Genomic DNA, 25028 nt, shown 5'->3' with positions numbered 1-25028 from the left:
AAGCATTTATAGAATTCAGTATTAACCACAAAGGAGGGCTGCAGCAGCATGACTGTCTTAACAGAGCTTAAAGACACGGAAACAATAAAGGCAAAAGGTTATGTTCATGAAGTATTTGAAAAGGTCAAACAGCGAAATCCTAATGAAAGTGAATTTTATCAGGTTGTGAAAGAAATGTTTGATTCACTCGTGCCTGTATTTGCAAAACATCCCGAATACATGGAACAAAATATACTTGAAAGAATTGTGGAACCTGAAAGAGTGATTTCCTTCAGAGTCCCTTGGGTGGATGACAGAGGAAAAGTACAGGTAAACCGCGGGTTCCGTGTACAATTTAATAGTGCAATCGGTCCCTATAAAGGCGGTTTGCGATTCCATCCTTCTGTAAATGCCAGCATCATCAAATTTCTGGGCTTTGAACAAATTTTCAAAAACGCCCTTACAGGTCAGCCAATCGGAGGAGGAAAAGGCGGATCAGATTTTGATCCCAAGGGGAAATCTGATAGGGAAATCATGAGATTCACTCAAAGCTTCATGCTGGAACTATGCAGGCATATCGGACCGGATATCGATGTTCCAGCTGGAGATATTGGGGTTGGCCCCAGGGAAATAGGATATCTATTTGGACAGTATAAAAGAATCCGTGGAGGATATGAAGCCGGAATCCTGACAGGGAAGGGGATTGGTTATGGCGGCAGCTTAACCCGCACTGAAGCTACAGGTTACGGTACTGTTTATTTTGTACAAGAAATGCTGAAAGCAAGTGGCCTTGCCTTTACAGGAAGCACAGTCGTTGTCTCCGGATCAGGCAATGTCTCCACCTATGCGATTGAAAAAGCGGCACAGCTGGGCGCCAAGGTTGTGGCATGCAGCGATTCTGACGGGTATATTTATGACCCGAACGGCATCAGCCTTGATACAGTAAAAAGACTTAAAGAAGTCGAAAGAAAAAGAATTCGGGAATACGTGAAAGATCACTCTCATGCACAATACTTTGAAGGCTGTTCTGGCATCTGGTCCATCCCTTGTGACATCGCTCTGCCATGTGCAACGCAAAATGAAATTGATGAAACAGCAGCGGAAATCTTGGTAGCCAATGGAGTAAAAGCCATTGGTGAAGGAGCAAATATGCCATCCACGTCAGAGGCAATTGATGTGTTTCTGAGAAACAAGGTTCTCTTTGGCCCGGCAAAAGCGGTCAACGCAGGCGGCGTCGCAGTTTCTGCACTGGAAATGGCTCAAAACAGCTCAAGATTATCCTGGACATTCGAAGAAGTGGATGCTAAACTTCAGCACATAATGATTAATCGAGTAGGAGGGGGTGACTAACCCCCGACCTCTCACACCACCGTACGTACCGTTCGGTATACGGCGGTTCAATTAAGTTTGACGTAGAAATTCATATCTTTGATATAGACTTTTAAGCCCTCGATTACTCCAATAGGAGTTATCGAGGGTTTTGTGTAGAATTGGACTAGAGGCTATTCTCCAATATTTCTTTCTGGAGTTTCCCCATTCGTATGCCTTTTGGTCAGTGACACCTAGACCTTTGAGTTTTCTTACTCTTGTCCTCGGTTTCTTCCATTGTTTCCATTCAATCATACGAAGTCTTCTTCTAATCCACTCATCGAATTCTTTAAATTTACTTGGTGTATCAGCCAATGCAAAATATCCACACCATCCCGTTAGATATTGATTTAGTTTCTCGATTCTAACTTCCATAGGAATTGGTTTAGAACGGGAGGTTAACCCCCTTATTTTAGTTTTAAGCTTTTTGATACTTTCATTTGCTATTCGAACCTTCGGTATCTTATTAAACGTAAAGCTAAAGCCAAGGAACTTTCGTTTCCACGGGCGATCAACCGCTGATTTTTCTCTATTTACTTTAAGCTTTAATTTCTGCTCAATGAAGCATGTAATCGAGTTCATCACTCGTTCTCCAGCTTTCTTCGATTTCATGTAAATATTACAATCATCGGCGTAGCGGACAAACTTGTGACCTCTCTTTTCTAGCTCTTTATCGAGCTTATCCAGAAGGATATTCGAAAGAAGAGGGCTCAGAGGACCTCCTTGTGGTGTCCCTTCTTCTGCATCATGGACTACACCATTTATCATGATTCCTGCTTGGAGATATTTCCGTATCAATTTCAAGACCAATCGGTCTTGGATTTTACTTGCCATTATCCCCATCAATTTATCATGATTCACTTTGTCAAAGAATTTCTCCAAGTCCATGTCAATCACCCATCTATAACCTTCACTAATAAATTCCCTTGCTTTACGAACAGCGTCGTGAGCTCTTCTTTTTGGTCTAAATCCATAACTATGTTCTGAGAAGGTTGGGTCAAAAAGCGGGGTTAGAACTTGGGCGATGGCCTGTTGGATGAACCGGTCTGTCACGGTAGGTATTCCTAGTAACCTTACTCCACCGTTCGATTTCGGGATTTCGACTCGACGGACTGGGTTAGGTTGATAGGTACCTTTCCTTAAAGAGTCACAAAGGGTGTCCCAGTTCTCATAAAGATGTCTTCGTAGGGATTTTACGGACATTCCATCTATGCCGTGACTCCCTTTGTTCTTCTCCACACGTTTAAGTGCTTCTATTAAGTTTTCCCGTGACAGAATCAGATCCATTAACATGTGATATTTCCTTTCGACGTGAACGTAGAAATCTAATTATGTTATTCCTGCTCCACCCTCATGAAGTCCCCTGTGGATTCACCACTTCCTCCTTCAAGTAAGTCCTTTCGGATTGTCTGCTTCTACACAGGAATTGTATGCCTAGTTTCTCGTTCTTCCTAATTGTTCAGTCCTTCCCTTACCGTCTCGAGTTGGTAAGGTACTATGACCTCTGCTGACTTCTAATTGTTCAGCTATCTATCATTAGATAGGTTACCAAGTGTACTTGGCGTTTCAATCAGACCTCCCCGGGTAAGAGTACAGTCTTTCCCTCCATCTATCTGCTCCATTTACTCTGTACCACCTTCGGCAGTAAGGATTTCGTTTTGATGTGCAAACTCATCCAATGGTACCTAGCCTTATATGAAGTTCGTGTTCCTCAGACCGGAGGTTTGCCGCTCGCTTCCTTCAGATTCCGCGTCACCGCGGACACCCTTGCGTTAAGCTAACCACTACTACTGCCTTCATGGCTCGGGACTTGCACCCTATAGACTGCACCCATGCCGGGCGCACACATATACCGAAACAGCGTCAAAGCTGCCGCGGAATATGGCTATCCAGGCAATCTGGTTGCTGGTGCTAATATCGCAGGATTTAAAAAAGTAGCCGATGCCATGATCGCCCAAGGTGTTATTTAAATCATTTACCGCAAAAAGGGTAATGCTAAATTCCAGCATCACCCTTTTCTTTTTATACTCTTATTTAATACGTTAGCTTACAAACGCAGAATTGCACGTATTGAATCATCTTTGGTTTAATGTTCTTTCAATGAGCATGTCAGCTCACCATGCTGAAGGAACTCTTCTCTTTTAAGCTACTTCCTGATCTTCTCCAGAATCTTGTGGTACACGCTTTCCTATTCCAAAAGCGAAATAACTTATCGTTACAATCCCCAGGAAAACAATACCTGCGATCAGCGAGATCCGGGTATCATCATTCAGCCACATTCCCACTAATACCATTAATAAGAATGCGATGGTTAAATAATTGGTCACAGGAGCAAAAGGCATTTTGAATGGATGCTTGTCCATTTCAGCTCCTTTTGCTTTTCTAAACTTAATTTGACTGATTAAGATGACAAACCATGGAACCATACCTGGAAGAACACTTGCACTGTATACATAGACGAATAAATTTTCTGGTGCAATATAGCTTAAAACAACACCAACAGCTAAACCAATCAGTACACCCATAGTACCGACAACCGGTACACCTTGAGAAGATATTTTCGTAAAGAATTTAGGCGCCTGCCCATTTACTCCTAACGTATAAAGCATACGACCTGCACTATAAATACCGCTGTTGCAGCCGGACATTGCCGCTGTAATAACAACAAAGTTAATAATTCCTGCTGCAGCAGTGATTCCTACTTTTGCAAAAGTAGCCACAAATGGGCTTCCGACTGATTGAAGCTGATCCCAAGGATATACAGTTACAATCACCAAAATAGCTCCAATATAGAAAATCAAAATCCGCCAAATGATACTTTGAATTGCACTTGTAAGCGTTTTCTTCGGGTCTTTTGCTTCCCCTGCTGTAATTCCAATTAGTTCAACGCCTTGATACGCTCCAATAACAAGGGATAAGGCAAAGAAGAAGCCTGTCCATCCGCCTGTAAAGAATCCGCCTTGTTCCCAAAGATTAGAAAATCCTATTGCCTCTCCTCCATTGCCAATTCCGAAGAAAATAAGTCCAAAACCAGCAATGATCATTAAGATGATCGTTACAACTTTAATCAAGGAAAACCAAAATTCAAATTCACCAAATGATTTTACTGAAATTAAATTCGCCGCTCCCAGAATCAACATAGCAATGAAACCCGGAATCCACGCAGGCAAGTCTGGAAACCAGTATTGCATGTAGGCACCTACGGCAATAATTTCAGCCATCCCGACTATAACCCATTGAAACCAGTTGCTCCAGGCAGTCAAATACCCGGCCAATGGATGAATATACTTATAGCCAAATGTTGCAAAGGAACCCGTATTAGGCTCTAGATACAACATTTCCCCCATGGCACGCATAATGAAATAGATAAATATCCCTGCTGTGATATAAGCAAGCAGCACAGACGGTCCTGTCCACTGAATGGTGCTTGCTGAGCCCATAAATAAGCCAACACCAATCGTGCCACCCAGCGCAATCATCTGAATTTGACGCGACTCCAAGCCTCTATTCAATCCTTTGTTTGCCACTCCGTTTCCTCCTAAGTTGTGATTTCAATAAATAGTGGTCAAAAAGATTCTTAATCTTGTATTCAAATACTCATTTATAATAATAAATACCGCTAATAATTACAATGGAATATTTTTATAAAAGGCTATATATCAATATTAACATTAGGAAAGAGCTACAAATAATTATTATAGTAAAATACAAAAAGAATTCTGACCTAATCAAAAGAGAGGAGTAACTATCACTCCTCTCTATCTATCCAAGTTGCTTAATAACTCTGCATTTAGTTAAATAGGTGTTTTAGCATGAAATAATTAAAGTAGCACCTAAACTTCTCAAAGACTATTTAACAATTAAATCAGGAGAATCTCTCACCGTCAGAAGGATAATGATAAACGATTAGCAAATTAATAATATGGTGGCTGAACAGCTGATGAGCAAGAGGGATTAGTGATATGGGTTTTAATCAAATTTAACTTGGAGGGATCGACATGAACCAAAACAACTCAACAAACAAAATGACAACACAAATAGGGGAACGTGAAATTACAGTCACACGCGTATTTGATGCTCCAGCTGATCTTGTGTTTAACTCTTGGACGAAAGAGGAGTACCTGTCAAAGTGGTGGGGACCACAAGGTTTTACGTTGACTTTTCAGAAATTCGATATGAAACCGGGCGGTACATGGCAATTTATCATGCACAGTCCTGATGGCGTTGATTATCCCAATACCAACGTCTTTATAGAGGTCGTTAACCCCGAGCGAATCGTCTTCAAACATGATGTGTTTCCCCATTTTATCGCCACAGCAACCTTTGAGAATCTGGATGGCAAGACTAAACTCACTTATACAACAGTTTTTGAAGAAACTGCCTCTGTATTTGAAAAGGTGAAAATATATGCCGTCCCAGGTGCCGAACAGACTATGGAGCGCTTAGAGGAGCATCTGGGTGGTATGTCTTAAAGGCATTCTCGTAATGATGCCCTTGTTCCTGGAAAACGCCAAGTTTTATCTTGCTCTTCTTATGGACATAATAAGCGTAATCTCTCTTGTAAACCTTCTAAGATTTCTTCCGGCATTTCCCTGACCTTGATATCCCCACCCAGGAAAAGCATCCAATTGGTTATTTCGGCCAGTTCTTCTGAATTATGAATATTGATAAAAGTCTTCAGAACAGCTGTCGTTTGGTAAGGATTCGTATAGGAAATTGAGACTTTTAAAGGATGGTATTTTTTGAACTGGGCAATTGCCTGCGGACCAAGTTCAAGAACAAGGTTGATTACTTCCTCCTGCTTGCTTATTTTTTCTAAAATGTTTTTTCTGCTTACTCTTTTTTTCACAGGATATGGTTCAACATTGGTGAGATTGTCCACGGGGAAAATTTGTTTCTTTTCTTCCTTTAAGTCAAAGCCTTCAATGAGCCAAATGCTTTTTTCACGATAAAGCTGCAAGAGATAAATGGGATATGACCTAATTCCATTTTCTTCGTTGATGGTAATCAATAAATAGCTATCCAAAAGAAGGGTTTGAATGAGTTTTTCCAGCATCGGATGAGGGAGGTCCGACAGTTCAAGCAAGTCGGGATTATTGGGGTTGGTCCCTTCAAACAGCAAGATTTGATTTAAGAGTACAAGGTCTTCCTGCTGGTTTTCTGAGATGTGGCCAAGTAATTTTTCAGCTAAAGACTGACGGCTCTTTAGATAGGGGAGCTGCTGATTTCTTGTAGCCATAAAGGCAAGGAACAGAGCTTTGATCTCATTATCGGTAAAGCGAACAGCGGGCAGGACAGAGTTGTTCATGACAAAATAACCCCCATCTCTTCCAACTTCAGCGACAAGCGGCATCCCCATGGCTTCAATTTCTCGAATATCTCTAATAGCTGTTGAACGGGATATGTTAAATTCCCGCATGATTTCAGAAATAGTAAAGTGGGCGCGGTTATTGATATACCGCATCATCACATTAATCCGTTCAACTTTTTTCATGGTGCCTCCTAAACAGTATCATTTTTTGACATGATTTAAGGCTATTATAAACTCATCAAGTGAAAAGATAAATCATTTGAAATTTTTAAAAAAGGACGGTTTTAATTATGGCAGATTATACTCTGGAAGAAAAAGAAAGCTTTACGGTATTAGGCATTGGAACTGAACTGAAGAGCGATTATACGGATTATGCCGGCATCAATAAGGAAAAGGCAGACTTTTGGCAGGCAGTCAAACAGGATGGAAGGCTAGGCGCTTTAAAGGCCATTGCCACAAATGATTACATTTTTACCGTGAACGAAGCGGTGAATAACAAGATGATGCATTATGCCGGCGTCATGACAGAGGAGTCGCTGCCAGAAGCATCAAGATTGATCCAATTCCCTAAAGGGGAATACCTCGTTGTTAAAGGGGAAGCCGAGACAGCTGAAGAGTTAAGCAATATGCTTACTGGCATTGCCTTTGGTCAAGTCTTGCCAGAAGCAACGAATGTTGCCTATGTTGGCGGGCCCAATGCAGCGGTTGAGATGGGGCAGCGAAACGGCTTGGTTTTTGGTGAAATGTGGATTCCTGTTGTTAGGAAATAGGAAATAAAGGCGGGATGGAAATGTCCTATATTGTTGATTTTAAACATGTGTCTGCGGCTGGTTTAGAGTCTTCACCAGCAGCGGATGCCCTTGCTGGTTTACGAGCGAATGAAGCCCGTTATTTCATGACTAAATATAAGCATGAATTTACGGTTGTACCAGGCAGCGAAAGCCAGGAGACCCTTGCTTATGTAAACCATATCTTGAAAAAAGAACGTGATATAGAGTTTGCAGCCAAACCTTTAGAAACGTCACAATTTCAAGTCGAAAATATCAAATGGACCTACGTTTTTTATGAGGATGGCCTTAGTGTCAATGTCATGTATACAGTAGATGATCCTAAGAAACGTGCCGTGGGTTTTAAGCTTTCTGAGGGAATGGAAGTACCAAAGGAGTTAGAAGGGAAGTTTAAGTTTGCCAGGCGGAAGTCTAAACTGGCGGGGATTATTCGGGGGTCGTTTTTTGTTATTAAAGGGGAGTATTAAGGTTAGAAATTAAGTTCACCGGGAAGAGCAAAAACAGCCAATGATCCAAACAAATACATGTAGGCATTCACAATAACAGCACCTCTCCATCATATTAGAGGGTGCTGTTATTTTTTTCACATAAACATCTTTTATTTATGATACGGTTCACCAAAACTAATTAACAAAATCTATAAATAAAGGAAACTTATATTAATTTCTTCTCTCTAATTCCTTCCCCACTCCAATTTTAATTGTCTCACAATGATATTTAGCACTTTAATAAACTCATTATCACTTTTAGATTGATGCCGTGCCAAAATTCCAAGTAATTCGTAGAATAATACAAATTAATGCTTGTGATTGGAGTGAATCACCATGAGGATTCTGTTCCTTGAGAGTCATCCGATTTGGATATTTGGATTGCCAAACGGTTTTATAGATGCAGGTCATAATGTCATGATCTCGGGATCACTAACTAAGGGAAATATTCTCGAAATGATAGAGAAATTCAAACCAGATCTTATTATGTCTATGGGATGGACAGAAGAACATTCAAAAGATAAGCAAAAATGGATTCATGATGTTGTAAAACAGAAAAAAATACCTCTTGTTTATTGGGCAACGGAAGATCCGCTGCACACAAAGAAATTTTCTATTCCATTAATAAAAAGAATGAAACCAGACTTTGTATTCACGGTTACTCCATCAGTTTGCAAGTTATATAATAAACAAGGTTTCAAATCAGCTCATTTAGATTTTGCCTATCACAAAAGTGTTCATCATCGTGTAAAGCCCTTTAAAAAATACCGTTGTGATATAGCTGTTGTAGCTAATGCGTATCCCCACTTTCTTTTAAAGCATTCCGACTCCTTTCGTCTTTCTTCTATACAAACGCTAATCTCTCCTCTTCTTGAAAGTAATATCCGTGTAGACTTTTGGGGCAATGATTGGGATTCTATGGGGGATCTATTAGGGAAAAACATTCCTAATGATTGGATACACGGATATTTGGATTATAGAAAAGCCCACAAGGTTTATAGTTCAGCAAAAATCGTACTCGGTCTCCAAAACTGTATAGATCAATTAACACAACGAACTTATGAAATTCTTGGTTCAGAAGGTTTTTTGATTACCTCAGATACTCCTGCAGTTAGAAGTAAATTTAAACATAAGCATGATTTAGTTCTTTCGTCATCTCCTAGGGAAACCGTAAAACTAATTAAATACTATTTAAAAAATAATAAAAATAGAGAACAAATCAGAACCCAGGCAAAACAATCACTGATAAATGACACTTATCGGCACCGAGCTGAAAAAATAATAGAAGTATTGATTGAACACGGAATTTTAAGCAATAACATTAAATCTAATGAAGGCGGAAAGTTAGTCCATTATCCAGAACTGCTCAAACAAAAATACGAATTATACGTTGTAAAAAAAGGGGATACACTATTTCAAATCTCTCAAAAATACGGTGTTACTTTGGAACATATTATGGAACTTAACCATCTGGAATCACACATTATTGATGTTGGGCTTATGTTAAAAATAAAAGCAAAGTAACTTGAAGAAATGGGAATTACCGGCTTTATCAAGATGATTAGGGTGAATGGAGGTATTATTAGTGGTAAGAGGATCATCAGATCCCTTTTCTATCCCTTTCCAATCTTTAGAACATATGGAAGAGAAAAATTACGATGTTTTGGTTGTAGGTACAGGAGCTGGAGGAGGAGCTGTTCTCTGGAGATTATGTGAAAAGTGGCGAAAAAATCGGAAGAGTATTGGTGTCATTGAATCCGGTGATCTATTATTGCCAACGCATATCCACAACATCCCTAGATTAAGGAAAAAATGGAAAAAATACTATAATGAAGTTTCCAATCCTATCGGACAGCGCCTTCCTCAGTTTTTGGGGGCGGAGCAGGTTTTCGCTGTGGGTGGAAGAACGTTATTTTGGGGAGCAGTTACTCCCAGAATGCACGCATCCGAATTCATAAATTGGCCAATATCCGAACAAGAAATAGACACCTATTACCAGATTGCCGAAGATATCATGCAGATTCGTCAGGCATCTTCAATAAATTCATTACACTTACAATCCATACTTCAACACCTTCATTCAAAAGGGTTTCATGAAGCAAGGCCGATTCCTAGTGCGACTTCACATGGGAAAACCTTTAGTTCATTATGCTTCTTAAAAAATGCTTGGGAACAACACCCCTTTGATTTCGCGGTAAAGGCTCGAGCGTTACAGTTGCTTATGGAAAATGGAAAACCAGCAGGTCTGAAAGTAGGAGATCACAACAAAAAAATACATGTACTAAGAGCAAAAACGATCGTATTGGCCGCTGGTTCTCTGGAAACCCCACGCCTCTTGCTTCATTCAAAAATCCCAGGAAATACAATTGGGCACTTTTTAACAAATCATTCTTTTATTAAGGCAAAAGGAGAATTTATTAACAAAAAGTTTGGGAACATTTCAGAGAATATTCGTATTTTAATACCGCAGACAGACGAAACCCCTTACCAATTTCAAATATATATAAATAAACGATTGATAAATGCAGTGGGTTTCGGGAAAGTTGAATCCCTCTTTGATAATAATCTGACATTAGACCCGCTAAGTGTAGATGAATACGGTATGCCGAAAATAAAGATTAATTTTTCCTATTCAGTCAAGGACATGGAGATTATTCGCCAAATGAATGAGGAGTTACATCAGGTTTTCAATGTTCTGGGAGCAAGAGTAGACCACGAGAAAGGAAAAGCTCAGATACATGTTATGGAGCCTGGAGAGGATTACCACGAATCAGGATCATGTCGTATAGGGAATGATCCCTCACAATCTGCAACGAACCGCTATGGTCAAATTCATGGTATTACCGGCCTTTACGTAGCCGATAATAGCATACTCTCCTCGATTGGTGCTTCAAATCCTACTCTTACCACAGTTGCATTAGCCATCCGAATAGCGGATCATATCTCGAATTCCTACTCAAAAGAAAGGACAAAATGAAATGCAAAGTTCCCTATTTACCAATACGGCCAAAAAGGCAAAAGGGGTATCGATTATCACTTGTACTAATAAGCCAATTTATATGAATAATATATTTGAAAACTACTGGAATCAAACTTGGTCTGAAAAAGAGCTGATCATTATTTTAAACAGGGATGACATGGATTTGGCCCAATGGAGAAGAAAAGCAAATGGTGATCCAAATATATTTATTTATCAACTTCCAAAGAATTTATCCTTAGGCCAATGCCTGAATTTTGCAATTGATCAAACGCAATGTGACTTTATTGCTATCTTTGACGACGACGATTATTATGCTCCTCTTTATTTAAACAATATGATGCTGGCATTTGACTATACCGATGCTGATATTATTGGAAAAAAAACACATTATGTCTATTTCGAAAGCTGCAAAGCCCTTTACCTCAGAAATCTAAATCAAGAAAACCAGTTTGTAAATTGGGTATGCGGCGGGAAAAAAATTGTAAAAAGAAATGTTTTCGATAAGGTCAGGTTTCGGAACATCTCAAATAATGAGGACGTAAAGTTTTGCAAGGATTGCGTGAAACATGGATTTAAAATATATTCGACTGACCGATATCACCTAGTGTACGTAAGAAGAGCAAATCCGGAATATCATACATGGAAAATAAACGACAAAAAACTCATTAAAAGTTGTAAATTTATTACCTATACAGATGATTATAAGGACTTTTGTATGCCTCGCATTAATAAAAAAGAATAAGAGCATAGTGTTTTACAACTACCAATTTTAGCGCTGATCTATTAGTTAAATAATAGGTCAGCGTTTAAATTTTACGTTTGAAAAAACTTTTTGCAACTTTTCTTAAAATAGGTTCTCCATAAGGCAATATATTTTTTACTGACATGGTTATGCCCTCGCTTTAAATGGTGTACGTACCCATAGATGATTTGGGAAACATTCCAAAGCTATGCAATGCATCAAGTGTATCAGCCTTCATTTGTTTGGGTTGACTCAATAATGACTTATATTCCGCTTTACTATCACTTATGATACGGTTCATTCCTCATAATCCTAAAACTCCGATAAACCTGCTCCAGCAACACCAGCTTCATTAAACTGATGAGGAAACGTCATCTTAGAAAAAGACAATGCATAGTTACTCCACTGCTTCACTTCTTCACTCAGACCAAGTGAGTCTCCGATGATGAAGGCTATTTTGCTTTTGCCGTAGGTGGCGAGCTGGTCTAGTTCTTTGGTGAGCTGTTTACCGTCGATTTCAAAGGTGATGACGTGGGTGTCGGGTGCTATTTAGCGAGGATGCGTTCGCCTTCTTTTTGTTTGACGATGGTCATGTCGGCTTCGCTCAGGCGTTTCGTGTATTCGGCAATGCCCTGCTTCAGGTATTTTTCCTTCAGCTTGCCGACTGTGATGATGCTGATTTTCATGGTGATCCCTCCGGCGTAATAAGTGGTTTAAGTGTATTATTTATTGGTGGGCTTTCGGGAATATGGAAAAAGCTCATCGCTTATTTGCGTGAGCTTTTTGTGCTTGAGAATGGGATTGAATGTACCCGCTTGTTTCAGATGATGGATCTTCATGTAACGAGACTGGCATCCGCTCCGAAGTGCTTTGGATAAGCTTAGTATTGTTGGATAGTTATATTAATGAGACTCTTTTTTTATCTGGACACCATTTTGCGTCTCGAATAATTCACCATATACGTCCCCATGATTAGGGCCTTATTATATAGAGCTATCGGAAAGGAACAGTTGATGAGTTATACTAAAAATCGGAAATATATAACAGAAAATAAATTTCATATAGAGGTGGAATTATGCCTAAAATTGACAATATGTTAGCAATTCTATGGATGCTTCGTTCAGGTGAAAAAATTACTGCAAAACAAATTTCAGAAAAGTTAGAGATGAATATAAGGACTGTGTATCGTTATATTGATACAATTTCAACAAGTGGCGTACCTATAATTTCAGAACCAGGACATAACGGTGGATACACTTTATTGAACAATTTTATTGAGGCTCCTCTTTTTTTTGATTTTGAGGAGCAAACTTCGCTATTTCACGCTGCTGTTTTTGCAGAAGAAGCCGGATATTATGGTGGTGAGGCACTAAATAGGGCCATTTCAAAACTAAGTAAATACTCAAATCAAGAGCAGGAAACAAAGATAAACCAACATTTAACTAGTCTTGAAGTAATAAGTCGATTAAGTTCACTCTCTATGGAACCTTTTTTGAAGGAGCTGGAGCAGGCCGTAGCTGACGGTTACTCAGTAAAAATTCTTTACCATAAAAGTGGCGAAAAGCAATTAAATTATAGATTGGTCGATCCGTACAGAATTATCTATTGGAATAATAAGTGGTATGTGATTGGATTTTGTCATCTTAGAAATGATATCCGTAGTTTTAGAGTTGATAGAATTGAAAGTCTAATGCTAACCGAAAATAAGTTTAACCGGCCAGAAAATTTTTCAGCACGTGACTTTTTTATAAAAAGCCTTCTTCCAACTATAGAAGATAAGGAAGGGATTATTTCTTTAGTTATTAATGGGGATAAAAGTGTATTGGCTGATATTTGCCAACATTGGTTTTTAGGACATTATTTACAAGAACGGACTTCAACTCAAGCAGTTTTTCTTCTTGAAAAAGATATAATACATACATATGTACCTTATTTACTTTTACCGTACAATAAATCTATTAAAATTATTGAGCCAATAAGTCTTAAGAAAAGACTTATTGAAGTTCTGTCGGAATTAATAAAATTCCATCAAGTATGATAACTTCCCTGACGTTAACTGTCAGGGAAGTTATCATATAATAGCTATATCAATTGTGATTGGAGTGTTATTGGATGCAAACAAAAAAAGCTTTTCTATATGTATTTAATACAATGTCGGACTGGGAATATGGATATTTAATTGCTGAACTAAACTCAGGAAGATATTTCAAAAAAGATTTAGCACCTTTAAAAGTAATTACAGTAGGAGCTAATAAAGAAATGATTACTACTATGGGAGGACTGAGCATAAAACCAGATATTTCCCTTGATGAATGTACTCTTGAGAGTAAAGATCTTTTAATCTTACCAGGAGGAACTACTTGGAGTGAAGAAATTCATCAACCTATATTGGAAAGAATTGGCCAAGCTTTAAAGCTTGGCACTATTGTTGCTGCAATTTGTGGTGCAACTGAGGGCCTCGCGAATATGGGATACTTAGATACTAGAAAGCATACAAGTAATAGCTTAGAATATACCAAAATGGTATGTCCTAACTATAAAGGAGAAAAGTTTTATGAGTTAGGATCTGCGGTATCTGATGCGAACTTAGTTACTGCATCAGGAATAGCTCCTCTGGAATTTGCAATGGAGGTACTGAAAAAAATAGATGTATTTACTCCAGATGCATTACATTCATGGTATAACCTAAATAAGACTCATAAACCTGAATACTTCTTCCAGTTAATGAATTCAATAAATAAATGAAGTAACTGAAAAGCTCAATTTCTCTATTTAGATTTGTAAAGAAGGTGGGCTTTTTAATTTGGAGTTTCCTTATCGTTGTAAATCCGCATTTTCCTGACGTTACCCCATGTGAAAATTCGTTGTAAGAGGAAAAGTTCTCTTACAACGAATTTGATTTATCATTTATTTATTTATTCCTAATTTCAATTAGCTTTTTAAGCTTAGTTATCTCTATATTCATCTCAATATTTCTATTTACCATCACTTGTGATACGGTTCTCCCCGATTAATCCGAAACGCCCGATATACTTGCTCCAGCAAGATCAGCTTCATCAACTGATGCGGAAACGTCATCTTCGAAAAGGACAGCTTCTCATCCGCCCGCTGCAAAACCTCCTGGCTCAACCCAAGAGACCCGCCTATTACAAACGCAATTTTACTTTTCCCGTATGTAGCTAGCTTATCAAGACTATCCGCAAGCTCTTCCGATGATTTCATTTTCCCTTCAATAGCCAAGGCAATGACATGGGCATCCGGATGGATCTTCGCCAGGATCCGCTCACCTTCTTTTTGCTTCACCTGAATCATTTCCGTTTCGCTTAGTTCTTCAGGGGCTTTTTCATCTGGAACCTCGATGATGTCCATTTTGGCGTAGGCCGACAGTCTTTTCAGGTATTCGTCAATTCCTTGCTTCAGGTATTTTTCCTTTAGCTTTCCGACCGTAATAATAGAGATATTCACAGTATGTCCTCACTTTACAAACAAGTTATCCACAGAACTTATCCACATGTCCACATTTTTCATCCACATCTTGTATGAGATCATTCGTTCGCTACAACATATATTGCGTTATTTTGACAATATTCACAGGTTGTTGATAACTTTTTGTCCTCTTCAAGTTTTGTTAATTGCGGGAATGTTTCGTACTCATCAACCACTATATCTATTGCCAGATCAACGTGTTCGTCACAGCAGTAAATCATTTTCAGCATGCTCCTTTTTAGGCTGGCAGCCTGTTTTTTTATCCGATCTGTGGATAATTTTTATTTTCGCGTATGTATATAAGTTATCCACATCTCATATTAACAAAACAATAAAAAACAGGAAAGCGATTACCGCTTTCCCATTTAGTCTTCCCATTATTCTTTAAAATGTCTCGCCGCTCAGCTTCATGGTTACTTCCTGGGTTTTGCCGTCACGGTAAAATTTAATTTTCATCTGGTCGCCCACCGATTTTTTCGTATAAAGATGCTGGCGCAATTCGATGATGTCTTTGATCTCTTGTCCATCCATCTCGACGATAACGTCCATTTCCTTCAGTCCTGCCTGTGAAGCTGGAGAGTTAGGTTCAACTGAAGTGATGGCCACACCTGATTTAACATCCTTAGGCAGTTTCAGCGCTTCCTGCTGATAGTAACCTGGAATCTCATTGACTGATGCCAATTGTACACCCATATACGGACGTTTTACCTCTCCGAACTTCTCGAGGTCCTCAATGACTGGCCTTGCGTAGTTAATCGGAATCGCCAATCCGATTCCCTCTACTGCGCTCTCAGCGATTTTCATGGAGTTGATGCCGATTAGCTGGCCGCTGATATTGACTAAAGCTCCGCCGCTGTTACCCGGGTTGATGGCGGCATCTGTCTGAAGTACCTCAGCCTGCCAGTCAACTGTTCCATTCTGGTCGATATCCACGGGTATGGCACGCTCTAAGCCAGAAATAATTCCCTGTGTGACAGAGCCGGAGAACTGTCCGAGAGGATTTCCGATGGCAATGACAGGCTCACCTGGCTTCAGTTTGTCTGAATCGCCGAATTCGGCAACCGTCTTAATTTCCTTAGCTTCTACCTCAAGTACAGCAAGATCTGTCCAAATATCGCTGCCAACCAGTCTGGCCGGCAGCTTGGTGCCATCCTGCAGGCTTACCTCCAGCTCCTGAGCGCCTTCTACCACATGGTGGTTCGTAACAATGAAGGCTGTATTTCCTTCCTTCTTATAAATAACGCCTGAACCTGTTCCGGCTGGCTGGCCGACACTGCCATTCCCTTCATTCGACCAAAAACCGGCTGTCTGGATGTTCGTAATGCTTACGACCGCATCCCCAGCTTTGTCGACCGCCTTGGTTACATCTGTTGTCACATCAAGTGAGACATTCTGAACATTGGCGTTATTGTTATCCCCGGCTGCTTCATCCTGCAGTTTATCATCCGGTTCAACCGTATAAGGGAGCACGTTGTAGTCAGATAGCTTTGGCACCGCAACCACGACCAGGATGGCCCCTAAGATGACGCCAACAAGGCTGGCCAGAAAATATCCGCCCTTGTTGCCTTTTTGCCCTTTATAACGGTTCTGATGATCTTGATCATAATAGCCCAAACTGCACCCATCCTTTCTTTCATTTGCAAAAAACCGCTGTTAAAAAATCTCCTTTTAAAATATAAATGCTAAAATTTAGTCTTCCTTTATACCCAATATTATACTCTCCTGTTTTTAAAAATCTAACAAAAACGCACCTGCTGCAGCAATCTTACGACTTTGTTCATACTTTTTTTATATTTTTTTAAGAAAAGCGGAAGCGCCTTCGGAACAAGTAAAAACCACTTGTTCCTGCGAGGTTTATCCAAGGAAGCATTCCCTGGTGCTCACCCCCGACACCTCGAGGGGGTAGGCGCTGGAGCTAGACATAAAAAAAGAGGAACACACGGAAACTGCTGCTTTTCTGTGTATTCCTCTTCTGGTTTATATTTAAACGGCTGTTAAAATCGTTGGGACCTTCGGATCGGTATCAAAAAGGTCGAATTGTTCGCCGACAATGATCCCGCGGCTTTCAAGTGTCTGTGATACGGACATTCTCGCCAGATCCTTAATATTGTTATCCTGGCTTAAATGGGCGAGATAAAAGCTCTTCGTCCGATCGCCGGCCACTTCACTCATCGCAAGGGCTGCATCCTCATTGGATACATGGCCGACATCGCTTAAGATCCTTCTTTTTATATTCCACGGGTAACGGCCCATACGAAGCATCTGGACATCATGATTGCTTTCAAATACATATGCCTCCGCATTCGAAATCAGGCCTTTCATGCGGTCGCTGACATATCCTGTATCGGTAATCAGCACAAGCTTTTTCCCATTATGATGAAATACATAAAACATGGGATCGGCTGCATCATGGGAAACCCCGAAGGATTCAATATCAAGGGCTCCGAATGTTTTCACCGTTTCCATATCAAAATGAAACTTCTGGCCAATCGGGACTTGTCCAATCAGTCCGTCCATGGCCAGCCATGTTTTTTCATTGGCATAGATCGGCAGGTTATACTTACGGGCAAGAATTCCGACACCCTTAATATGGTCACTATGCTCATGGGTCACCAGTATGCCTGAAAGCTTGCCGATATCCCGGCCAATATGCTGAAATAAACCTTCCATTTGCTTCCCGCTTAATCCGGCATCAACCAGAAAGGAATAATCCTCCGTCTCGACAAAGATTGCATTCCCAGTACTGCCGCTCGCGAGAACGCTGAATTGTAAAGACATGTTCTCCTCACTCCACTATTTTTTTCTCTTCGTTGTTCAGCTTAATAATACTGCCCTGAAAGGCATCAACAAATAAATTCTCCTCGCCATTAATGACAAATCGCCAGGCAGGCGTCAATAATTGAGAAGAGCTCAGATGCACAAAGGTAAAATAGCCAAGCTCTACATTTGTAATTTTTGACTTAGCCTCCAGTGATCCATTCTTGTAAAGTGTTTCAACGGCCTTTATCGGCTGAATGACTTTTTCACTTTCTTCCTTCGACTCAATCTTTTGCAGGAGTGTCTGCTTATAAGAGACAATTTCATTATCATCATTCAAATAAAAGGTGAGCTCGCCATTTAAATTCATATAAAGCATCTTGCCTTCAAATTCCTGATAATACGTGATTCTATTACTGTTTTCAGGTTTTTCCCAGAAGCGGTATTGTTCACCGGATAACACCCTGTTTTTGATAAAAGCAGATAATTCTGAAGGACTGAATTTATCACTGATCTTTATCGACTCGTCCAGGACAGCATTCAGAGTAGTCACTTCTGTAATCGTAATTTCCTGGCCCTCCAGCCTTGTATCTCCCTCAAGTTCTTCAATATCAAATTCCACCGGCTTCGCCCTCAAATACCGGTCTTTCGGATTGCTTTTCGGCAGGGGCTCCTCAAATGTGATATCAGCATCCTTAAGCTGTTTTTCCAGGGATGCCTGTGCTATCGGTTCAAATTCACTGGCTTCCTTCAATTTGAAAAACTCGTACATCAAATAAATGTCCAGCACCAGGAAGGTTAAAATAAAGATTGTTTTGATCCTACTCCAATCCATTATTCATTCCCCCTGTCTCATCAAGCGAAATGCTTTTCCAAGTCCCTTCATACCGGTAAAACCAGGAAGGCTCCAGACGGATGAAGGTTGTTTGAGCTTCCTTGACCAGCATCATCTTATATCCCAGTGTTACATTCTCCAGTAATTCCGGATCAAACCCTTCCAGACCTAACAAGTATTCCATTACGCGTGTCCCCGAACTTAGAGATACTTCTGATGGGGATTCAGCACTCAGACCAAGCTGGAAATTGCTCCGAAAATATTCGTAAATTTCATTTTGCCCCCAAATCTGGCGGATTTCAGATATTTTCGGATCATCGCTGAAAATAGGGTAGCCTGAAGAATCATACATCCTGAATACAACTCTATGATTCAGCTCATCAATTTCGGCAAATTGGTAATTGTCTGTCCATCCCGAATGTCCGTTAATGTAATCAATGCTTCTTTTCAGCAGGTCGCCTGACGGAAAAGTCGGGTTATCCCCGGCAGCCGGTTTTACATAACGAAGGGTATTTTTATCGGAATTCACTCTCAATAAACTTAAGGTATCATTATACTCTTCCTCTGATTGCTGAAAGCTTTTCTGCACGACACTTGGGTCACTGAATAACGCATTTTTATATTGTTCAGAGTCCAATTTTTTCTCCAAATACTGATATCTCATCATTTTTGTATCCTGTGAAGGCAGGTAGATGGTTCGTTCATCAGATGGCTTAGAAGCAAAATAGGCTTTATATTCAGGGTTATACTCCGATAAGTTGAAGAATTGGCTTTTGAAATTCTGAATAAAGGAAACAGGTACACGGCTCCTAAAAACCTGCCGGTTATCCATTGAGACAAAATCGACAATTCCATCCTTTTTCTCCACTTGCCTAGTATCAATGACAATATGGTCAAACTGAAAATTAGTCAGATTCTTATCACCAACTGTGATTACTGATTTGTATAATTCAATCGGAACAGAATCCGGAAATACAAGAACAGCTTTTCCTTCATCATGAACAAACGAAGGAAGAATGCCCGCTTCTTCTGTGATATTTTCAAAGTCAGCAAAATTCCAATCGCTGATTTCTTTAATTATATTATCGATTTCACCGGGGCTGACTGTTCCAAAGGTCTTTTTTTCCCCGAGATGGAATAAGAGGGTGTCCGGTCTTACAATCTGATTCACTTCTTTTTTTTCCGCTATTGTTACTTCCTGAACGGTATTTGCTTTTTCAATCGGTTCAAAGTTCGGCTGGTAGGTCCAAAGATTCCAGGTCAGAAGGGCACTTGTCGCTACTAGAATGGTCAGTATGATGGTTTTTATATGTTCATAACTCATTCCCAATCATCCTCTTCCGAGCGAACATATGGAAGGCTAAATGAAATCGTTGTCCCTTTCCCTTCTGTACTCGCTGCCCAAATTTTCCCGCCATGCGCTTCAACCATTTCTTTCGCAATGGCCAATCCAAGGCCTGTTCCGCCAAGCTTTCTTGTTCTGGCTTTATCCACCCGGTAAAAACGCTCAAAAATCTGATCAATATTTTCTTTCGGTATCCCTACACCCTGGTCTGAAACGCTGACAATAATAAATTCATCCTTTTCCTCAATGCTGAACGTAACTTTTCCGCCTTCTGGAGAGTATTTAAGTGCATTTGAGATGATATTGTCCAGTACCTGGGTGAGCTTGTCTTCATCTATTTCAACAAAAGCCGAATGGTCCGGAAGCTTTCTTTCAAACGTAACATTCTGCTGCTTCGTCATTTCAAAACGGTCTATAATTCTATTATAGAAGATAATGAAATCAGTCCAATCCTTGGTCAAGCGGTAATCCTTGCTGTCCATTTTAGACAGCTGCAGCAGATCATTGACCAGGCGGATCATACGCTCTGTTTCATTTTGGGTGACATCCAGGAAGTTTGGGGCAATCTCCTCATCTCTCCAGGCCCCTTCCGCAAGAGCCTCCAGATAGCTTCTCATCGTTGTCAGCGGCGTCCTGAGTTCATGAGATACATTAGCCACAAATTCGCGGCGTTCCATATCAATTTTCTCCTGCTCCGTGATATCATGCAAGACAGTAATTAAGCCGTTGACAAAGCCGGTTTCTTTTTGGATAACCGAGAAATTAGCGCGAAGGATCAGCGTTTTCGACTTGCTGCTGTAATCCAGGATGACCGAATCGCGCTCATTTAATAGCTCTTCAAAGTTATAATCCTCTTCAAGGCCAAGCAGGGAAACAATCGGAGAAGACAGGACCGTTTCACGTGAAACATTCAGCATTTTTGCTGCAGGCTCGTTAATTAAAATTACACGTCCTTTGCGGTCGGTTGCAATGACTCCATCTGTCATATAGGAAAGAACGGAGGACAATTTTCGCCGTTCGCCTTCCGTTGTGGCATGAGCTTCCTGAAGTTTCTTTGTTAAACTGTTAAAGGTAATCGCCAGCTGGCCAATTTCGTCATACCCATAAACCTTAACCTTGCGGGAGAAGTTCCCTTTTGCCATAGCAAGCGCCTGTTTCCGCATATCTGAAATCGGGCGTGTCACCGTCTGGGCAAGTAGTATGCCCAGGATGGCTGTGATTGCTAACGCAATGGCTATACCGGTGGTAAAAATATTATTAATCTGCCTCATCTGCTCATAGATGTTTTCAATTTTAGCAACCAGATAGATGGCTCCATTTACTTCTCCGTTATTTTTAATAGGCGTGACGAGAACCCATATCCGCTGTCCCTGGGGGTCAACCAGATCCTCCGTTACCTGCTGCCTAGTGGCTATGGCCATCTTGATTAAATTATCAGTAGACCTTCCCCCGACAACCCCCTGATTATCGGGATCGGAGGTGCCAAGTATCCTCAGTGACTCTCCCTCAATCACACGGACTTCGGATATATCCGCCGAGTTGTAATCACTTAATAGTCTTCTGATATCTTCCTCCAGTGACGGAGCTTCCTCATCAGGAGGCCTTACCTTGGTCATTTGTTCCTCCACATAATAGGTGAGGAGATTAACCCTCTCCTGAATGGCATCCTTGAAATTGTCCTTTAAGGTCGATTCCAGCTGCCTGACAAAATACACCCCGATAATCTGCATGGCTACCAGGATGAGAAGAACATATATGATCACAAACTTCAAATGAATGGACCGAAAAAAACCCACCTTTTCCATGTACCTTATTACTCCTGTTCAGGATTCCGCAAGTAATAACCGACTCCTCTTCTTGTCACGATCCATGTCGGGTGGCTTGGATTATCCTCAATTTTCTCCCGCAGTCTCCTTACGGTTACGTCAACTGTGCGGACATCTCCATAATAATCGTAGCCCCATACGGTCTGAAGCAGATGCTCCCTCGTCATGACTTGTCCAATATGTTTGGCCAAATAGTGAAGAAGCTCAAATTCACGGTGTGTTAATTCAATCGTCTCACCGCGCTTGGAAACCACGTAGGCATCCGGGTGAATAATCAGGGAACCAACTTCAATTTCGTTTGATTCTTCCTCTTCTTCCGTCTTGGAAGCAATTTGCTGATGGCGCCTCATGTTCGCCTTCACACGCGCAATCAACTCCCTCGTGCTGAACGGCTTTGTAACGTAGTCATCTGCACCGAGCTCAAGGCCTAAAACTTTATCAATTTCAGAATCCTTTGCTGTCAGCATAATGATTGGCATATCGTATTTCTTGCGCACTTCGCGGCAAACCTCAATGCCGTCCCTCTGCGGAAGCATAATATCAAGCAGAATCAGATCCGGCTTGATTTCTTCTACTTTATCGAGTGCGTCATTGCCGTCATAGGCACACACCACTTCATAGCCTTCTTTTTTCAAATTGAACTGCAGTATATCTGCAATTGGTTTCTCATCGTCTACAACCAGAATTTTTTTATCCATACCTATCTCCTTTTTCTTGCTCATTTATTTATATTTGGAGCAGTAGAAGTCAGTTTCATACATATGTTATCTACTTTACTTTACCATTTTAACAGTGGGAATTCACCTATTAGCAAATACCTGTAAAACTTTGGTGATGTATTTAATCTTATTCTTAACTACAAAAGCCTCTAGCATGAAAGCTAGAGACTTTTTAGCATACATTATTTATTTATATATTTAAGCGGATCTTGCATTTTTCCGTTTTTATATACTTCAAAATGCAGGTGGACACCGGTTGAATCTCCAGTTGATCCCATAACACCGATTTTTGATCCTTTTGAGACGGTTTGGCCAACGCTGACACTGATGGAGTCGAGATGGGCATAAACCGTGCGGAAGCCATTATTATGGTCGATGACGATTTTGTTGCCATAGCCGCCATCTCTGCCTGCAGATACAACAGTACCATTATCAGCTGCTTTGATTGTACGGTCGCTAGGCCTTGCAATGTCAATTCCCTTATGCATTTTCCCCCATCGGTAGCCCATTTTGCTGGAGATATAGCCGCCGACTGCAGGATAGGCAAAGCTGCCTTCACCTCGGGATGGAATGACCTTTGTTCCCTTGATGACAATTTGTTTCACAGGCTCCTCAAGAACCTTTTCTTCTTTAACTTCTTCTTTGACCGGTTGGCCGTTTTCTTCAGAGATCAGATAGGTTGCAGCGCGAACGCCTTCCTTACCTTCTTGCTTTACTTTCGTTTCGCCTTTAGGCATGCTGCTGTCTTCGATGACTTCTTTTTCATAATCAATTTTTTCTTTCTTGAAAACTTCCTTATCTGCTATCACTTTTACATACGGTTTGTAGACAGTCACATTTAATTCCTGTCCAGCTTTGATAAGAGAATCTTCCTTGAGTCCGCTGTTCAGCTCGATCAGCTGGTTCATATCGAGGTTATGGGCACTGGCGATATTGCTTAGTGCGTCACCTTCTTTAACCTCATATTTCTTTTCCTCAAGGGTGCCCTTTTGAAAAAGCTTCACAGCCTTATCTGCACTGATGATCTGATCCGGTTTCACGGTTGTTTCAGAAATGGATACATCTTCAGTAAAACGGACATCTAAAAGACGTGTTTCATTTTCCTTCAGCTGAGGTAAAGGAATATTAGGAGATTCCTTTCTTTCCTCGAGAGCCTTTAAATCTTTCTCTGATACATAGGAAGTCTTGATTTTCTGAAGGGCCTCTTTGGCCTGCTCGTCATTTTCAACGTAAGCCACTTCCTTGCCGCCAATCACTAAAGCGGCCGCTGCGGCATGAACTTCCATCTTATCTTTTAAGCCATTGACAACTTCTGTTTCATTCACTTCTGAACTGGACTCAAAAACCTGTTCAGGAATAAAAGATAATTCAGTTGCCAGCGCCAGCTTTAATCCCTTGTAGGAACCTTCTGCCTCACTAATCTTTTTATCGGCCATATCCTCGATGACTTTCTTATCCGACACCGTTCCGATATATTCGTCACCCATATAGACATAGTAAACCGTCACAAGCTTATCATCATTGGCAGAAGCGGAAACGCCGCCTGCAAATGTTAAAGCCGCCGCTGCAAAACCAGCCGCGATCGTTTTATTTATTGTTTTATTAAAGCTCTTCGCTGTAGATTCTGATGCTGAGGTTACTTTTTTCACCCATTTGAACATGGTTATATCCCCCTAGACTACGGTAACAAAAAACACTTTCATTTAGTGCTATGTAACTACGAATTTGTCAACCTATTATTTTCACAATATTTACTTTACCATACAGCAAAGGAAATAGATTACTAGACTCGGGAATGTAATAAAAATGTATAATAGCTGACATTTTATGACTATTATCAGCAAAACTTAGAGAGGTTTTTGTCGAAAAGAAGATAGGAAATAATCCCTATTTATAGGGGTTTATTAGAGGTGCGAAAGAAGATGAGTCAGGGGAGTGCTAAATTACACCGGGCATGCAGCCGGAACCTGCTTGTATTACATGAATGTAACAAAAAGGAGCATGCTTGGTTACATACTCCTTTTTGGGATGGCTCAGGACGGAATCGAACCGCCGACACAAGGATTTTCAGTCCTTTGCTCTACCGACTGAGCTACTGAGCCTTATTAAGTTATTTTTCCTAAATCATGTTTTGCTTCGTCCTTTGTCCCGATTTTACAATCGATTTTAGATGAAGCAAATTTATGTAAATGGCGGTCCGGACGGGACTCGAACCCGCGACCTCCTGCGTGACAGGCAGGCATTCTAACCAACTGAACTACCGGACCAAATAATAACCGCCAGCAAGTGAGCTGGACTTGCCAGCCGTTTGCTGACGGTTATTCGCCATGACCCCTACGGGATTCGAACCCGTGTTACCGCCGTGAAAGGGCGGTGTCTTAACCGCTTGACCAAGGGGCCAAAT

22 protein-coding genes, 3 tRNA genes and 1 pseudogene are annotated in these 25028 nt (G+C 40.7%); 10 read left to right on the top strand and 16 right to left on the bottom strand.

Translation table 11 applies throughout. The features are described 5' to 3' along the window. Positions 1–48: 48 nt before the first annotated feature. Entirely contained in the window at positions 49–1329 is a 1281-nt protein-coding gene (gdhA, locus tag QUF73_18035; GenBank protein ID MDM5228023.1) for an NADP-specific glutamate dehydrogenase, read from the top strand. Between the two features lie 51 nt (positions 1330–1380). Here the strand turns inward: gdhA and ltrA are convergent, their stop codons facing one another. Beyond that, on the bottom strand, positions 1381–2640 hold the full coding sequence (gene ltrA, locus QUF73_18030; protein ID MDM5228022.1) for a group II intron reverse transcriptase/maturase: 1260 nt from the start codon (positions 2638–2640) through the stop codon (positions 1381–1383). A 539-nt stretch (positions 2641–3179) separates the two neighbouring features. On the opposite strand from ltrA, the gene QUF73_18025 reads away from it, so the two are divergent. Further along, entirely contained in the window at positions 3180–3317 is a 138-nt protein-coding gene (locus tag QUF73_18025) for a hypothetical protein (GenBank protein ID MDM5228021.1), read from the top strand. Between the two features lie 171 nt (positions 3318–3488). Here QUF73_18025 and QUF73_18020 read toward each other — a convergent pair whose 3' ends face one another. After that, on the bottom strand, positions 3489–4874 hold the full coding sequence (locus tag QUF73_18020) for an amino acid permease (GenBank protein ID MDM5228020.1): 1386 nt from the start codon (positions 4872–4874) through the stop codon (positions 3489–3491). Positions 4875–5345: 471 nt separating this feature from the next. Between QUF73_18020 and QUF73_18015 the strand changes: the two genes are divergently transcribed. Then, positions 5346–5819 carry an SRPBCC family protein gene (locus QUF73_18015; protein MDM5228019.1) on the top strand — a complete coding sequence of 158 codons (474 nt, stop codon included), beginning with the start codon at positions 5346–5348 and terminating at the stop codon, positions 5817–5819. 59 nt (positions 5820–5878) lie between these two features. Here QUF73_18015 and QUF73_18010 read toward each other — a convergent pair whose 3' ends face one another. Further along, positions 5879–6841, bottom strand: a complete 963-nt coding sequence (locus QUF73_18010; protein MDM5228018.1) for an HTH domain-containing protein — start codon at positions 6839–6841, stop codon at positions 5879–5881. A 107-nt stretch (positions 6842–6948) separates the two neighbouring features. On the opposite strand from QUF73_18010, the gene QUF73_18005 reads away from it, so the two are divergent. From QUF73_18005 to QUF73_17985, 5 genes are all read left to right on the top strand, one after another. Then, complete coding sequence (locus QUF73_18005; protein ID MDM5228017.1) at positions 6949–7428, top strand: GyrI-like domain-containing protein; 480 nt, start codon at positions 6949–6951, stop codon at positions 7426–7428. Positions 7429–7448: 20 nt separating this feature from the next. Further along, positions 7449–7913 carry a phage tail protein gene (locus QUF73_18000; GenBank protein ID MDM5228016.1) on the top strand — a complete coding sequence of 155 codons (465 nt, stop codon included), beginning with the start codon at positions 7449–7451 and terminating at the stop codon, positions 7911–7913. A gap of 357 nt (positions 7914–8270) precedes the next feature. Next, positions 8271–9458, top strand: a complete 1188-nt coding sequence (locus QUF73_17995; GenBank protein ID MDM5228015.1) for a glycosyltransferase — start codon at positions 8271–8273, stop codon at positions 9456–9458. A gap of 61 nt (positions 9459–9519) precedes the next feature. Then, the gene (locus QUF73_17990; GenBank protein ID MDM5228014.1) at positions 9520–10911 is read left to right on the top strand and encodes a GMC oxidoreductase; all 1392 of its coding nucleotides are present in this window, start codon (positions 9520–9522) and stop codon (positions 10909–10911) included. A gap of 1 nt (position 10912) precedes the next feature. Further along, positions 10913–11656, top strand: a complete 744-nt coding sequence (locus QUF73_17985) for a glycosyltransferase (GenBank protein ID MDM5228013.1) — start codon at positions 10913–10915, stop codon at positions 11654–11656. 281 nt (positions 11657–11937) lie between these two features. Here QUF73_17985 and QUF73_17980 read toward each other — a convergent pair. Continuing rightward, positions 11938–12342: pseudogene (locus QUF73_17980) on the bottom strand (23S rRNA (pseudouridine(1915)-N(3))-methyltransferase RlmH). Between the two features lie 389 nt (positions 12343–12731). On the opposite strand from QUF73_17980, the gene QUF73_17975 reads away from it, so the two are divergent. Together QUF73_17975 and QUF73_17970 are read left to right on the top strand one after the other, a co-directional pair. Next, a complete protein-coding gene (locus tag QUF73_17975; GenBank protein ID MDM5228012.1) occupies positions 12732–13694 on the top strand; it encodes a YafY family protein in 963 nt (320 codons plus the stop codon). Between the two features lie 74 nt (positions 13695–13768). Beyond that, positions 13769–14401: a type 1 glutamine amidotransferase family protein gene (locus QUF73_17970; GenBank protein ID MDM5228011.1), complete on the top strand. Its 633-nt coding sequence runs from the start codon at positions 13769–13771 to the stop codon at positions 14399–14401. A gap of 240 nt (positions 14402–14641) precedes the next feature. Here QUF73_17970 and rlmH read toward each other — a convergent pair whose 3' ends face one another. The 12 genes from rlmH to QUF73_17910 all read right to left on the bottom strand — a co-directional run bounded on the left by rlmH (position 14642) and on the right by QUF73_17910 (position 25024). Then, the gene (gene rlmH / locus QUF73_17965) at positions 14642–15121 is read right to left on the bottom strand and encodes a 23S rRNA (pseudouridine(1915)-N(3))-methyltransferase RlmH (protein ID MDM5228010.1); all 480 of its coding nucleotides are present in this window, start codon (positions 15119–15121) and stop codon (positions 14642–14644) included. A gap of 80 nt (positions 15122–15201) precedes the next feature. Continuing rightward, a complete protein-coding gene (locus tag QUF73_17960) occupies positions 15202–15363 on the bottom strand; it encodes a CxxH/CxxC protein (GenBank protein ID MDM5228009.1) in 162 nt (53 codons plus the stop codon). Between the two features lie 163 nt (positions 15364–15526). Then, positions 15527–16756 carry a trypsin-like peptidase domain-containing protein gene (locus tag QUF73_17955; protein ID MDM5228008.1) on the bottom strand — a complete coding sequence of 410 codons (1230 nt, stop codon included), beginning with the start codon at positions 16754–16756 and terminating at the stop codon, positions 15527–15529. A gap of 369 nt (positions 16757–17125) precedes the next feature. Then, on the bottom strand, positions 17126–17920 hold the full coding sequence (locus QUF73_17950) for an MBL fold metallo-hydrolase (protein MDM5228007.1): 795 nt from the start codon (positions 17918–17920) through the stop codon (positions 17126–17128). Positions 17921–17927: 7 nt separating this feature from the next. After that, complete coding sequence (gene yycI, locus QUF73_17945; GenBank protein ID MDM5228006.1) at positions 17928–18734, bottom strand: two-component system regulatory protein YycI; 807 nt, start codon at positions 18732–18734, stop codon at positions 17928–17930. Then, complete coding sequence (gene yycH, locus QUF73_17940; GenBank protein MDM5228005.1) at positions 18721–20058, bottom strand: two-component system activity regulator YycH; 1338 nt, start codon at positions 20056–20058, stop codon at positions 18721–18723. Before yycH ends, yycI begins: the two co-directional genes overlap by 14 nt. After that, positions 20055–21884: a cell wall metabolism sensor histidine kinase WalK gene (gene walK / locus QUF73_17935; protein MDM5228004.1), complete on the bottom strand. Its 1830-nt coding sequence runs from the start codon at positions 21882–21884 to the stop codon at positions 20055–20057. Before walK ends, yycH begins: the two co-directional genes overlap by 4 nt. 8 nt (positions 21885–21892) lie before the next feature. Further along, positions 21893–22603, bottom strand: coding sequence for a response regulator YycF (gene yycF, locus QUF73_17930; protein MDM5228003.1), 711 nt, complete (start codon positions 22601–22603; stop codon positions 21893–21895). Between the two features lie 203 nt (positions 22604–22806). Beyond that, positions 22807–24285 (bottom strand): M23 family metallopeptidase, encoded by a 1479-nt coding sequence (locus QUF73_17925; protein ID MDM5228002.1) that lies wholly within the window; start codon positions 24283–24285, stop codon positions 22807–22809. 368 nt (positions 24286–24653) lie between these two features. Then, a tRNA-Phe gene (locus tag QUF73_17920) sits at positions 24654–24726 on the bottom strand. Between the two features lie 88 nt (positions 24727–24814). Next, positions 24815–24891, bottom strand: a tRNA-Asp gene (locus QUF73_17915). Positions 24892–24952: 61 nt separating this feature from the next. Further along, positions 24953–25024, bottom strand: a tRNA-Glu gene (locus tag QUF73_17910). Between the last annotated feature and the right edge of the window lie 4 nt (positions 25025–25028).

It is taken from the genome of Cytobacillus sp. NJ13 (assembly GCA_030348385.1).
Classification (GTDB): Bacteria; Bacillota; Bacilli; order Bacillales; family Cytobacillaceae; genus Cytobacillus.
Note: the sequence above shows the minus strand (reverse complement) of the source record. Positions and strands in the feature narration are given on the sequence as shown.